The following is a 12,565-nucleotide window of genomic DNA, read 5'->3' on the forward strand; positions in this document are numbered from 1 at the left end:
GCCCGGACGGACTAGCGCCACTTCGTGGAGAGCACCACACCGAAGATGATCAGGGCGAACCCGATGAGCAGGTTCCAGTTTCCGAGCGGCCCGAAGACCGGTCCGGTGTTGCTGACGATGTAGTACGCGGCGATCCAGCCGATGCCGAGGATCCACGACGCCACCATCACGGGCGCCAGCCAGCGCGGGCTGACCTTGACCGATGAGGTCTTCTGCGGCGGCGTGTAGACGGCCTTCTTGCGTACGTTGGACTTGGGCACGGGAAGTCTCCTGGTGGTCACCCGCGCTGTCTTGCGGGTTTGTCAGTAAGCGTAGTCGCTGGCGAGCGAAGTCCGGAGTAAGAATAGTCGCCGCCCGTCGTCAGGGCCATTCCGAGCAGGTTCGATCCTGTTGACGGGGATCAGGTCCCTGGCGATGAAATGCAAACAATGCGCCAAACGCGGGCCCGGCGGGCGGGCTCCGCGGCGCCGCCGGTCGTAGCGTGGAGCATCGTCACAGGAGGGGGTGTGCGGTGCGGGCGGTGCTCCGGACGTTCGGTGAGGTCAGCATCACCCTCGGCCTGGTCCTGCTGATGTTCTGCGCGTATCTGCTGTGGGGGACCACGGCCTACACCGAGCAGCACCAGGAGATGCTCCAGCGCGAACTGACGCAGGAGACCACGATCACAGGGGACGGCAAGCTCGACAGCATCGAGCTGGGCCGGGCGCTGGCGATGATCCGCATCCCCCGGTTGGGGGTGGACTACAAGTACGCCATCGTCGAGGGCATCGACGCCGAACACCTGCGCCAGGGCCCTGGGCACTACCCCGGCACCGCCCTCCCCGGCGAAGTAGGAAATTTCGTGGTTTCGGGCCACCGCACCACGTACGCGGCCCCGTTCAACCGCATCGGCGAGCTCCGCCCCGGCGACGAGGTGATCATCGACGCCCGCGAGGCCCGCTACACCTACCGGGTCACCAGCAAGAAGATCGTCTACCCCACCCAGGTCGACGTGATCGAGCCCGTCCCGGAACACCCCGGCAAACGCCCCAAACAGGCCCTGCTCACCCTCTCCACCTGCCACCCCGAATACTCGGCCCGGCAACGCCTGATCGTGTACGGCGTGCTCAACGCCACCCACGAACGCCGTACCTAACCGAAAGCTGACATGTACGGATTTATCTGGCGAAAGCTTCCCGGCGGCACCACGCTCCGGCTCTGCGCCACCCTGGTGCTGATCGCTGTCATCACCGCCCTACTCTGGTATGTCGTGTTCCCTTGGGCGGAACACCACATTCCGCTGGACCGGGTCACCGTCGGGTAAGGAGCAAGTCGCCATGCGCGTCCTCGTCGTGGACAACCACGACAGTTTCGTGCACACGATCGTGCAGTACCTGCGCGAACTGGGCGCCCACTGCGACGTCCGGCCCCGCGACGTCGTCTCCACCGCCGACGCCGACGGCTTCGACGGCGTGCTCGTCTCGCCGGGACCCGGCACCCCGGAAGCCGCCGGAGTCAGCGTGCCGCTGGTCCACCACTGCGCCGCCCGCCACCTCCCGCTGCTCGGCGTCTGCCTCGGCCACCAGGCCATCGCCATCGCGTACGGCGCGAAGGTCGGCCGGGCGCCGGAGCTCATGCATGGGCGTACCAGCAGGATCCAGCACGACGGGCGCGGGGTCTTCCGCGGCGTGCCCACCCCGGTCACGATGACCCGCTACCACTCGCTGGCCGTCGAACCCGGCACCGTCCCCATCGACCTCGACGTGACCGCGACCACGCCGGACGGCGTCATCATGGGCCTGCGCCACCGCACGGAACCCATCGAAGGCGTGCAGTTCCACCCCGAGTCGGTCCTGTCCGAACACGGCCATCGACTATTCGGAAACTGGCTCGCTCAAATCATGTAACACCAGCCGACCGCGAGACGACATCTGGGTGAGGGTTTCCGCCATCGCCCCCGAGTGGCGGAAACCCTCTTTTCACGCCAAAAAACAGGGCCTCCCCCCGGAGGGGAAGGCCCTGGACGATCATTGGTTCGGATCGACGCCGATGTCCACTTCGCCGTCCGTCGGGGTGTCGGTCGGGACCTCGTTCGGATCCTCGGTCGGCGGGTCGGTCGGGAAGTCGTTGGACGGGCCGCTCGACACGATCAGCGTGATCGTCCGGCCCGGCGGGTGCTTGCTCCCGGCCGCCGGGGACTGGTCGATGACCTGACCCGCGATCACCACGTCGCTCGCCTGCTCCACTTCCTTCACCCTGAAGCCGGCCTGCTCCAGCGTGGTCCTGGCGTCCTCGATGGTGATGCCGACCACGCTCGGCAGCTCCACCAGCTCGGTCGGCAGGATGATCCGGACCTTGCTCTCCTTCGGCGCCTCGGCGCCCGCCGCCGGCTTGGTCTCGATGACCTTGCCCTGCTCGGCGGAGGAGTTCTTGTAGCCGAACGTCACCGAGAAGCCCGCGTCCTGGAGCATGGCCGTGGCCTCATCCTTGGTCTTGCCGGTCACATCGGGCACCAAAACCGTCTCGACACCCTTGGAGACCTTGAGGACGACCGCCTCGCCCTTCGCCAGCTTGGTGCCAGGCGGAGGATCGGTGGTGATCGCGCGGCCCTTCTTGACGTCGGAGCTGAACACCTGCTCCGGGGTGACCTTGAAGCCCGCCTCGGTGAGCAGCTTCGTGGCCTCCGCCTCGGTCTGGTCCTCCACGATCGGGATCTCGACCTGGTCGCTCACCGTCGGCTGGTTGGGCGAGCTCAGGAACATGTATCCCACGCCGATGAACGCGCCGATGATCAGCAGCGGGATGAGGATCCAGGCGGCCGTCTTGAGCGCGGTGTTGCCGCCCCGGTCCCGGTGCCGGTCGCTGCGGCTGCCGCCGCCGCGCTCCTCCGGGCCGTACTCATACGGCTGGATGCTGCGGGTGCCCTGGGTGGGCGGGCCGCCCGCGGCGGTCATCGACCGGGTGCGGTCGGCCCCCGCATACTGCCCGTAGTTGTTGGCGAGCGCCATCGTCTGCGGGTCCATCGGCATGCCCTGGACCGCGCGCTGCAGGTCGGCGCGCATCTCGGCCGCGCTCTGGTAGCGCTGCACCGGATCCTTGGCCATCGCCTTCAGCACGATCGCGTCGCACCAGCGGGGAATCTCCGGATCGATCCGGGACGGCGGGATCGGATCCTCGCGCACGTGCTGGTAGGCGATCGCCACCGGCGAGTCCCCGGTGAACGGCGGCTGGCCGGTCAGCAGCTCGTAGAGCACGCACCCGGTCGAGTAGATGTCGCTGCGCGCGTCCACCCGCTCGCCCCGCGCCTGCTCCGGCGACAGGTACTGCGCGGTGCCGATCACCTGCGCGGTCTGGGTCATCGTGGCGGCCGAGTCGGCCATGGCCCGGGCGATGCCGAAGTCCATCACCTTGACCTCGCCGTTGCGGGTCACCATGATGTTGGCCGGTTTGATGTCCCGGTGCACGATCCCGCCGCGGTGGCTGTAGTCCAGCGCCCGCAGGATGCCGTCCACCAGCTCCGCCGCCCGCTCCGGCAGCAGCCGCCGGTCGGCGCGCAGCAGATCGCGCAGCGTCCGCCCGTCGACATACTCCATCACGATGTACGGCACTGGCGTCCCGTCCGTCATGTCCTCGCCGGTGTCATACACCGCGACGACCGCCGGATGGTTCAGGGACGCGGCCGACTGCGCCTCACGCCGGAACCGCGCTTGAAAGGTGTGATCCCTGGCCAGATCCGAGCGGAGCGTTTTGATCGCGACGATGCGGTCCAGCCGGATGTCCCGGGCGCGATACACCTCGGCCATGCCGCCACGCCCGACGACGCCGTCGAGTTCGTATCGACCGCCGAGTAGTCGTGGCTGAGTCATTTCCTGCACTGTCCCTTGCCGTTCATCTTGGGGTGCCGCCGGTGTCCATCATCGACCCCGTACGTCATGGCGTCTCCTCATTGGAGAGGGTCGAGGCGCTTGGGGTAATTGAGGGGGTTGGTGGAGTCTCACTTGGCGTCAGAGTCTCGCTCGGCGTCGCGGTCGGGGTTGGAGTCGGGGACGGAGACGGCGACGGACTTGGCGTAGGAGTCGCCGTCGTGCTAACGGTAGCCGACGGGGGCGGTGTCGGACGGGCCGACGGCACCGTTGGCGTGGGCTTCGACGCCTTCGGTGACGGTGATTTCTTGGGCGTGGGCACCTGTGAAACCGGGATGACCTGCGTAGGTTTGCCCTCATTCGCCGGTCTGCCCGGATCCCGCAATTCCATGATGGCAACAGTGCCCAGACCAAGGGCCAAGGCAACACCCGCGAGGGTGAACGCTAGGAGGGGCGACCTCCGGCGCGGCGGTGGCTTGGGCGGCAGCGCGGGAGCCGTACGGGTGCCGGGGCCGCCGGACGGCGGCGAGCCGACCCGGGTCATGCCGCCGGTCACCGGGAATCCGGACGGATCGGTGAGCGTGCTCAGCGCCTGGCTGCCGCCCCCGGCGAGGGAGTCACGCAGCACGAGCGCCCGGTCGCCGAGCTCCCGGGCGCTGGCCGGCCGCATCGCCGGATCCTTCGCGAGCATCGCGGCCACCAGGCCGCGCAGCGGCGGCGGCACGCTGTCCGGCAGCGGCGGCGGCGGATCGTTGAGATGGTGCAGCGCGATGGCCACCTGCGTCTCGGCCGTGAACGGCGGCCGGCCGGCCAGGCACTCGTAGGCCACCACGCCCAGCGAGTAGATGTCGGTGGCGGGGGTGAGCGTGGTGCCGGAGGCCTGCTCGGGGCTCACGTACTGCGCGGTGCCCAGCACGGTCCCGGTCTGGGTCACCGGCGCCGCCTCCAGCGCCCGGGCGATGCCGAAATCGGTGATCTTCACCATGCCGGTGTCGGTGATCAGCATGTTGCCCGGCTTGATGTCCCGGTGGATGATGCCCGCCCGGTGCGCCACGTTCAGGCCCCGCGCGGCCTGCGCGATCACGTCCAGCGTGACCTCCGCGCTGAGCCGCCCGTTCCTGGCCAGGATCGCCGACAGCGGCTCGCCGTGCACCAGCTCCATCACCAGGTAGGCGGTGTCGTCCTCCTCGCCGTAGTCGAAGACCTGGGCGATCGCGGCATCCGTCAGACCCGCGGTGAACCGGGCCTCGCTGCGGAACCGCTCCCGGAACGCGGGGTCGGTGGCCACGTGCGCCCGCAGGAGCTTCACCGCCACCTCGCGGTGCAGCAGCTCGTCGGTGGCGCGCCACACCTCGCCCATCCCCCCGGCGGCGATACGGGCGGTGAGCCGGTAACGATTACCGAGCAGCGGATGGCTCATTTCGCCTGCAGCACCGCCTGCATCACGTCCCTGGCCAGCGGTGCGGCCGTGTGGCCGCCGGTGGCGTCGGTGCCGGCGCTGCCGGACTCGATGAAGACGCAGACCGCGACCTCGGGGTTGTCGGCCGGGGCGAAGCCGATGAACCAGGCGTGCGGCGCGGGATTGTCCCCGTGCTCGGCGGTGCCGGTCTTCCCGGCGACGCTCACGCCCGGGATCTGCGCGGAGGTCGCGGTGCCGGCCTGCACGACCGAGACCATCATGTCCTTCAGCTTGGCGGCCACCTCGGGGCTGACCGCCTCCGTCATCGTGTCAGGCTTGGTCTCGTCCAGCACCCCGCCGTCCGGGCCGACGATCTTGTTGATCAGGTACGGCTTCATGACCTCGCCGCCGTTGCCGATGCCGGCCGCGACCAGCAGCATCTGCAGCGGCGTCATCTGGTTGTTGCGCTGGCCGATGGAGAGCTGGGCGAGGGCCGCCAGCTCCTCCTCCGGGCCGATGTCGCTCTTGGCCACCGGCAGCGTGAACGGGATCGGCTCGCCCATGCCGAACTTGGCGGCCTGCTCGCGCATCTTGTCCCAGCCCAGCTCCATGCCGAGCTTGGCGAACGGCGTGTTGCACGAGCGCTCCAGCGCGTACCGCAGCGAGACCTGGCCGCCGCCGCAGGCGGCGCCGCCGTAGTTGGGCAGGCCGACCGTGGTCTGCGGCAGGTCCAGCACCTGCGGCGCGGCCACCTGCGTCTCCGGGGTGACGCTGGGGTCGTTCTCCAGGATCTCGGCCGTGGTCACCACCTTGAACGTCGAACCCGGCGGGTAGGTCTTCTCGGTGGCCCGGTTCAGCAGCGGGTCCTGCTCATCGGCGTCCAGCTTGTTGTACGCCTTCGCGGCCGTCGCCTTGTTCGGCACCACGATGGTGTTCGGGTCGTAGGTCGGCAGCGACACCATCACCTGGACGGCGCCCGTCTGCGGATTCATCGCCACGATCGCACCGCGCTTGCCACTGGCCCGCAGCGCGTTGTACGCGACCTCCTGCGCCTTGGGGACGATCGTCAGATCGACGCTGGCGCCCTTCGGGGGCTCGTTGCTGATGAAGTCGATCGCGCGCCGGACCAGCAGGTCCGGGTGGCTGCCGTCGAGATACTTGCCGGCCGCCAGTTCGATCCCGCGGGAGCTCTCCGGCGCGAAGAAGCCGAGAATGTGGGCATACATCTTGCCGTTCGGGTACTGCCGCTCGAAGCGGTAGTCGCCGCCGACGTCCACCGTCTTGGCCAGCGTCGTCTTGCCGTCGTCGGCGGTGATCCAGCCCCGGTCGACGCTGTACCGGGCGAAGAACGCGCGCTGGTTGCGCGAGTCGGTGCGGTAGTCCTCCGCCTTGACCGCGCCCAGGTAGTTCACGTTGAGCATCAGCAGGCCGAACATCAGCAGGCAGGCCAGGGAGGCGCGCTTCAGAGTACCGTTCATCGCTGGAACACCTGTGTCATTCCCTCGTCCTGGATGGCCTGGGGCGGCGGCCTGCGGGCCGCGTCTGACATGCGTACCAGCAGGGCGATAAGGATCCAGTTAGCCAGCAGGGCGGAACCGCCCGCCGACATGAACGGTGTCACCAGGCCGGTCAGCGGGATCAGGTTGGTGACGCCGCCGACGATGATGAACACCTGCCAGGCCAAGATGAAGGACAGGCCGCCCGCCAGCAGCTTGGAGAACGGGTCCCTGGCCGCGATCGCGGTGCGCAGGCCGCGCTCGACGATCAGCGCGTACACCATCAGCAGCGCCATGAGGCCGGTTAGGCCGAGCTCCTCGCCGGCGGCGGTGAAGATGAAGTCCGAGAACGACAGCGGGATCAGTTTGGGGTGGCCCTCGCCGAGGCCGGTGCCCAGGATGCCGCCGGAGCCGAGAGCGAACAGGCCCTGCATGAGCTGGTAGCTGCCGCCGAACTCGCGGTCGTAGAGTGCCTGGGACTCGGGATTGAGATACACCTCGAACCGGGCCGCCACATGGTCGAAGAGCTGCCCGGCCAGGATCGCGCCGCCGAGGAAGAGCAGCACGCCGATGAGCACCCACGAAGTGCGCTGGGTGGCGATGTAGAGCATCACGATGAACGTGCCGAACAGCAGCAGCGAGCTGCCCAGGTCCTTCTGCAGGATCAGCACGGCCAGGCTGAAGCCCCAGGTGATCAGGACCGGGCCGAGGTCACGGGCCCGGGGCAGATCGATGAAGAGCAGCCGCCGCCCGGCCAGCGCCAGCACGTCCCGTTTGGCGACCAGGTAACCGGCGAAGAACACCACCAGCGCGAGCTTGGCGAACTCGGCGGGCTGGATGGTGAAACCGCCGACGCCGATCCAGATCCGGGCGCCGTTGATCTCCTTGCCGATGAACGGCACCAGCGGGAGCACCAGCAGCCCCAGGCCGACAAAGCCCATCGTGTACGTGAGGCGCTGCAAGGCGCGGTGGTCCTTCAACACGATCAGAGTCGCGGAGAACATGACCACGCCGAGCGCCGTCCAGAACAGCTGGTTGGTGGCCGAGGCGCCGGCCTGGCCGGTCTGCTCGATCCGGTAGATGATCACCAGGCCGATCCCGTTGATCAGCGTCACCAGCGGGAGCAGCAGGGGGTCGGCCCACGGGGCGAACCTGGCCAGCACCAGGTAGGCGGCGACCATCAAGGCGCCGAGGCCAAGGCCGTAGGTCAGCATGCCGGCGGGGATCTTCCCGTCCAGGCCCAGACCGACGCTCGCATACGCGCCCATCACGACGGCAATGGCGAAGGCGAGCATCGCGAGCTGCGCCCCCCGCCGCTTCGCGGTCATGGGGACGGGCGCGACCTCGACCGCCGCCGCGGTCACTTACCCGACTCCGTCGGGGAGGGCGACGCGGACGGTTCCGGGGTCTTGACGGTGCCCTGCAGCGTCAAGATCCGTTCCTTTCCGGCTTCCAGGCTGTCGACAGGGATGGTGCCGCGGACCCGGGCCTGCTCCACCGGAGGCAGCGCGGAGACCGACAGTTTGGGGTCGTGCACGATGTGCTTGAGCGACACGATGCCCAGGTCGGCGTTGACACCCTGGAAGACGACCAGTTTGTCGCCTTCCGCGCCGACGTAGAACTGCTGTTGAGTCCACTGATAACCGTAATAGCCGCCGAGCCCGAGCGCGGCGGCGAGAACAACCAGCAGACTGACCAGAACCGGCCACGATCGTCGTTTCCGGGCCCGGCGGCCGGAGGCCAGGGCCTCCGGCGCCGGTTCGCCGTCCAAGTCGATGATCACCGGTTGCGGCGCGGTCACGGTCGCGGCGCGACCAGCCGGGGTGTCCGGCGGCGCGGAGCGCACCCGGCCGGAACCGGCGGCGCCCACCACCGCCGCGGCGTGGTTGTGCGGCTGCACGTCATCGATCTCCATGACGTCGGCCACCACGCAGGTGATGTTGTCCGGCCCGCCGCCCCGGTTCGCGAGGTCGATGAGCTGGCGCACCACATCGTCGGGATCATCGATCGTCGACAGCGTGTGGTGCAGGGTCTCGGCGCTCACGACGGTGGACAGGCCGTCCGAGCACAGCAGGTAACGGTCGCCCAGCTGGGCTTCCCGGTCCTGCAGGTCGGGGTCGACCTCACCGCTGCCGTCGAGGGCGCGCAGCAGGATCGAGCGTTGCGGGTGGTTGGCGGCCTCTTCCTGGGTGATCCGGCCGTCATCCACCAGCGACTGCACGAGCGTATGGTCGTGGGTGATCTGGTAGAGCTCGCCGCTGCGCAACAGGTAGGCCCGCGAGTCGCCCACATGGACGAGCGCGAACCTGGTGCCGTTCCACAACATCGCGGTGAGCGTGGTACCCATGCCCTTGAGGCTCGGATCGCGGGCGACCATCGAATGCAGCTGATGGTTGGCGTCACGGACCGCTGCCTCGATCGTGCCGAGCAGATCACTCCCGTAGGCGTCCTTGTCCAAGGACGACAGTGCGGCGATGGCGACCGAGCTGGCCACCTCGCCGTGAGCATGCCCGCCCATGCCGTCGGCGACGGCAAGCAGGCGGCCGCTAGCGTACGCCGAGTCCTCGTTCCCTTCGCGGAGGAGGCCGACGTCCGAGCGGGCGGCGTAGCGGAGTGCGATTGTCATTTGCGCAATTCGATGACGGTCTTGCCGATGCGAATCGGAGTTCCGAGGGGCACCGGCATCGGGCGGGTCACTTTGGAACGGTCGAGGTACGTGCCGTTGGTCGAACCGAGGTCTTCCACGATCCACTGGCCGTCCTGGGGGAAGAGCCGGGCGTGCCGGCTCGAAGCGTAGTCGTCGCTGAGGACGAGCGTGGCGTCAGTCGCCCGGCCGATGGTGATTGGCGTCTCCGTGAGGTTGATGATGGTCCCTTGCAGGGGGCCGCCGACGACGACCATTTGACGAGGTTCCCCCCTCTTGGGCTTCGACACCGGTTTAGCCGGTTTGGGTGGCTTCCGTGCCGTAGCCGGAGCCGTGCGTGGACCGAACAAGTCTGTCCGGATCACACCGACCGCGGCAATGACAAAGAACCAGAGCACCGCCAGGAAGGCGAGCCGGATCAGCAGCAGCGTGAGCTCGGACATGGACCGTTTGTCTACCTCTAATCGCGCCTGAACACCAGAGTCGTGCGACCTAGTGTCACCCTCGTCCCGTCCTGCATCTCGATCCTGCGGACCGGTTGCCCGTTGACGAAGGTGCCGTTCGTGGAGCCAAGATCAACCAGGACGACCAGCTGACCTTCGACCCGTAGCTCGGCATGATGCCGCGATACGCCCGGATCCACCAGCCGTAGATCACAATCGGTACCACGACCGAGCAGTGTGACCGGTGTCGTCAACTCGTAGGACCGCTGGCCCTGCGGGTCGTCCTGGGTGGAAACCAGCAGCCGGGGATGGCCGCCGAACGCGCTCGACCGGCCGGCGGGCACATCGCTCACCGGCTGGCGGATCTCGTCCTGCTCCACCGTCGCGCCCCGGATCACACCCGAACGGATCCGGAACAGCCCGACCGCGAGGTCGTCGGCCGTCTCGAACCGCACCCGGACCGGGCCCACGAACGAATACCCCTGCTCCTTGGCATACTCCCTGGCGAGGTTGGCCAGCTCGTGACTGATGCTGTCCGCATATACCTCCAGCCGTTCGCTGTCGGTCGTGGACAGTTCCACCACGAAGTCGTTCGGCACGAGCGTGCGGCCCTGAGCGACGATCGCGGCCCGCTCGTCCATCTCTCGCTGAACGGCACTGGCGACCTCGACCGGTTGAAGGTCGGACTTGAACGCGCGTGCAAAGGCGCCTTCAACCAAGCCTTCGAGCCTCCGCTCGAAGCGCTGAAGGACTCCCACCGGTTACCTCCCTTCCTCCATCGTCTACAGGGATCGTATCCGGGTTCAGTAGCACTGGCGGTTCCGTGCTAACCTTTCACAGCACCTGGAGACGGGGGCATCCGCAACGGGCAAGTGGCGGAATGGCAGACGCGCACGGTTCAGGTCCGTGTGTCCGAAAGGACGTGGGGGTTCAACTCCCCCCTTGCCCACGAACGACTGACCCTGGCTGGTCGGAAGCTGGCGCTTCCTTCCCCCGGGGTCGTTCTTTGTTACACGGGGGGACGACCCCCCGAACCCCCCGATGTGGGGGGCGAAGCCCCCCACGCCCCCAGGGTTGGTTGCCCTGGTTTCGTTTTCACGATTGGGTTTCCCGGTTTCGATCCTAGGGTTGGTTGCCGCGGTTCGGTTTCCACGGTTGGTTGCCCCAGTTTCGGCGTGGCAGGTAGTTGCCTCGGATTTGGGTCCAGGGTTGGTTGCTGGGGTTTCGTTCTTGGGGTTGGTTGCCCCGATTTTGCTGTTGTGGGTGGCTGTCATGGTTTTGGGTTCAGGGTTTGTTGCCGTGGGTTCGTTTTCTGGGGTGGTTGTCCCGGCTTTGTTCTTGCAGCAAGTGGCGGGTTGCGCTTGAGGTTGTTGGCGCCGGTGTGGCGAGAACCCCCACTTGCGTGAGCGGCGCGGGATAGCGGTAAGTGACCCGGCCACATGCTCATTCTGTTGGGCGTTCTCAGGGCTGGCCGCCGTGATTACGTCCCCAGGGTTGGCCGCTGTGATTACGTCCCCAGGGTTGGTTGCCGTGACTATCCCCCCAGGGTTGGTTGCCCTGGTGTTGGTTGCCGCTGTTGTGTGGCTGGGTTTGGTGATCGTGGCTCCGGTGCCGGGTCTGAGGTCGGTGGTCGTGCGGAACCCCGGGAGTGTTGCCGGTGTGGTGAAGGGCCGGGGTGGGGGCACGGGAGCCCTCCTTTGGTGGGAGTACCGATCAAGGTAGTGGGTGGGTGGGCTGGTTTGAAGCCCTCGGGGTCTTCCGGGTGTTGCCGGTGGAGCCTCTGGTGATTTTGTTGATCTCACTTTCAAACGACTAGCCAGTCGCTTGCGGGTACTTCTTTGCCCTGGGTCTTGAGTGGCGGGATGGAATGTCCCTTCATCTGGACTTCGTCGCACGCCTGAACCCGGATTGGTCGGGTGGGGAGGAGTTGGCGGTGCAGCGGAGGGCGCTGGGTTGCCGGGAGATCGGGCGAACCCCGCCAGACATGGCTGTGCCCCGGCTGCATGCTAAGCAGAGGCAACACCGGGGCTTGTGCCAGCACGGTACCAGGGTAGTTAGCATGCCGGGTCGCGGTGGCTGGACGGCTGTGTGGCCTCCTCGCGCAGGCGCGACTGGCTGACGATGCGCTTCGGTGCGCTGGCGATCCGGTGGTAACCCTGCGCTTGAACTGACTGGAATACCGAAATATCCGAAGCTTTACGGTCCGCTGCAGTATCTCGGTGCCGCGATGCGCAGTGTGATGACACAGGAACTCGTCAAGCGTCCTCCCTCTTACGCGACCGCGTTACGACCAACGTCTGTGGGGCCGAGCCCCGGGGTTTGGGTGGGCCGAAGCCCCGGGGCTCGGCCTGCCGTCGGTTGTGGTGGCACCGAGCCGCGGGATACGGCCCACCCTCGATTGGCGAGGGCTGAGCTGGGGCTCCCCGCCCTCAGTTGTGGTGGCGTTGAGCCTGCGGGGTTCGGCCCGCCCTCGGTTGGCGAGGGCTGAGCTGGGGCTGCCCGCCCTCAGTTGTGGTGGCGTTGAGCCTGCGGGGTTCGGCCCGCCCTCGGTTGGTGGGGGGCTGAGCTGCGGGGTTCGGCTGTCCCCCGGAGGCCGTCTGTCCCCGGAGGTCGTCTGCCCCCGCCCTTGGTTTGTGGGTCGCGTTGGAATGTGGTCTTGCTGTGCCGTTCCCGAGGCCGGAGGCTGGCCATGCCGTTCCCGAGGCCGGAGGTCGATGGGGCCGAGCGCGAGCGTCCCAAAG

At 67.7% G+C, this 12,565-nt stretch carries 11 protein-coding genes and 1 tRNA gene; 4 read left to right on the forward strand and 8 right to left on the reverse strand.

What is annotated here, in order from left to right:
• Positions 1 to 11: 11 nt before the first annotated feature.
• Positions 12 to 260, reverse strand: a complete 249-nt coding sequence (locus tag Amac_RS08140; RefSeq protein WP_155353690.1) for a cell division protein CrgA — start codon at positions 258 to 260, stop codon at positions 12 to 14.
• 251 nt (positions 261 to 511) lie between these two features.
• Between Amac_RS08140 and Amac_RS08145 the strand changes: the two genes are divergently transcribed.
• The 3 genes from Amac_RS08145 to Amac_RS08150 are packed head-to-tail and all read left to right on the forward strand — an operon-like array spanning position 512 to position 1,886.
• Positions 512 to 1,135: a class E sortase gene (locus tag Amac_RS08145; protein WP_155353691.1), complete on the forward strand. Its 624-nt coding sequence runs from the start codon at positions 512 to 514 to the stop codon at positions 1,133 to 1,135.
• A gap of 12 nt (positions 1,136 to 1,147) precedes the next feature.
• The gene (locus Amac_RS53550) at positions 1,148 to 1,303 is read left to right on the forward strand and encodes a hypothetical protein (protein ID WP_170322382.1); all 156 of its coding nucleotides are present in this window, start codon (positions 1,148 to 1,150) and stop codon (positions 1,301 to 1,303) included.
• A 13-nt stretch (positions 1,304 to 1,316) separates the two neighbouring features.
• Positions 1,317 to 1,886, forward strand: coding sequence for an anthranilate synthase component II (locus Amac_RS08150; RefSeq protein ID WP_155353692.1), 570 nt, complete (start codon positions 1,317 to 1,319; stop codon positions 1,884 to 1,886).
• 120 nt (positions 1,887 to 2,006) lie between these two features.
• Here Amac_RS08150 and pknB read toward each other — a convergent pair whose 3' ends face one another.
• From pknB to Amac_RS08185, 7 genes are all read right to left on the reverse strand, one after another.
• Entirely contained in the window at positions 2,007 to 3,845 is a 1,839-nt protein-coding gene (gene pknB / locus Amac_RS08155) for a Stk1 family PASTA domain-containing Ser/Thr kinase (protein WP_155353693.1), read from the reverse strand.
• A 64-nt stretch (positions 3,846 to 3,909) separates the two neighbouring features.
• Entirely contained in the window at positions 3,910 to 5,262 is a 1,353-nt protein-coding gene (locus Amac_RS08160; protein ID WP_155353694.1) for a serine/threonine-protein kinase, read from the reverse strand.
• The gene (locus Amac_RS08165; RefSeq protein WP_155353695.1) at positions 5,259 to 6,719 is read right to left on the reverse strand and encodes a peptidoglycan D,D-transpeptidase FtsI family protein; all 1,461 of its coding nucleotides are present in this window, start codon (positions 6,717 to 6,719) and stop codon (positions 5,259 to 5,261) included. Before Amac_RS08165 ends, Amac_RS08160 begins: the two co-directional genes overlap by 4 nt.
• A complete protein-coding gene (locus tag Amac_RS08170; RefSeq protein WP_155353720.1) occupies positions 6,716 to 8,065 on the reverse strand; it encodes an FtsW/RodA/SpoVE family cell cycle protein in 1,350 nt (449 codons plus the stop codon). The genes Amac_RS08165 and Amac_RS08170 overlap by 4 nt, the downstream gene beginning before the upstream one ends.
• Positions 8,066 to 8,097: 32 nt before the next feature.
• Positions 8,098 to 9,363 (reverse strand): Stp1/IreP family PP2C-type Ser/Thr phosphatase, encoded by a 1,266-nt coding sequence (locus Amac_RS08175; RefSeq protein WP_155353696.1) that lies wholly within the window; start codon positions 9,361 to 9,363, stop codon positions 8,098 to 8,100.
• Positions 9,360 to 9,824, reverse strand: coding sequence for an FHA domain-containing protein FhaB/FipA (locus Amac_RS08180; RefSeq protein WP_155348488.1), 465 nt, complete (start codon positions 9,822 to 9,824; stop codon positions 9,360 to 9,362). The genes Amac_RS08175 and Amac_RS08180 overlap by 4 nt, the downstream gene beginning before the upstream one ends.
• Before the next feature lie 17 nt (positions 9,825 to 9,841).
• The gene (locus Amac_RS08185; protein ID WP_155340534.1) at positions 9,842 to 10,582 is read right to left on the reverse strand and encodes an FHA domain-containing protein; all 741 of its coding nucleotides are present in this window, start codon (positions 10,580 to 10,582) and stop codon (positions 9,842 to 9,844) included.
• A 108-nt stretch (positions 10,583 to 10,690) separates the two neighbouring features.
• Here Amac_RS08185 and Amac_RS08190 point away from each other — a divergent pair.
• A tRNA-Leu gene (locus tag Amac_RS08190) sits at positions 10,691 to 10,773 on the forward strand.
• Positions 10,774 to 12,565 lie beyond the last annotated feature (1,792 nt).

Origin of the sequence: Acrocarpospora macrocephala (assembly GCF_009687865.1) — a bacterium.
In the GTDB taxonomy this organism is placed as follows: domain Bacteria; phylum Actinomycetota; class Actinomycetes; order Streptosporangiales; family Streptosporangiaceae; genus Acrocarpospora; species Acrocarpospora macrocephala.

Excerpts from the sequence above, each read along its gene's own strand:
- Amac_RS53550 (WP_170322382.1), top strand. The coding sequence starts at position 1,148 with ATGTACGGATTTATCTGGCGAAAGCTTCCCGGCGGCACCACGCTCCGG.
- Amac_RS08150 (WP_155353692.1), top strand. The coding sequence starts at position 1,317 with ATGCGCGTCCTCGTCGTGGACAACCACGACAGTTTCGTGCACACGATC.
- pknB (WP_155353693.1), bottom strand. The coding sequence starts at position 3,845 with ATGACTCAGCCACGACTACTCGGCGGTCGATACGAACTCGACGGCGTC.
- Amac_RS08160 (WP_155353694.1), bottom strand. The coding sequence starts at position 5,262 with ATGAGCCATCCGCTGCTCGGTAATCGTTACCGGCTCACCGCCCGTATC.
- Amac_RS08165 (WP_155353695.1), bottom strand. The coding sequence starts at position 6,719 with ATGAACGGTACTCTGAAGCGCGCCTCCCTGGCCTGCCTGCTGATGTTC.
- Amac_RS08170 (WP_155353720.1), bottom strand. The coding sequence starts at position 8,065 with ATGACCGCGAAGCGGCGGGGGGCGCAGCTCGCGATGCTCGCCTTCGCC.
- Amac_RS08175 (WP_155353696.1), bottom strand. The coding sequence starts at position 9,363 with ATGACAATCGCACTCCGCTACGCCGCCCGCTCGGACGTCGGCCTCCTC.
- Amac_RS08180 (WP_155348488.1), bottom strand. The coding sequence starts at position 9,824 with ATGTCCGAGCTCACGCTGCTGCTGATCCGGCTCGCCTTCCTGGCGGTG.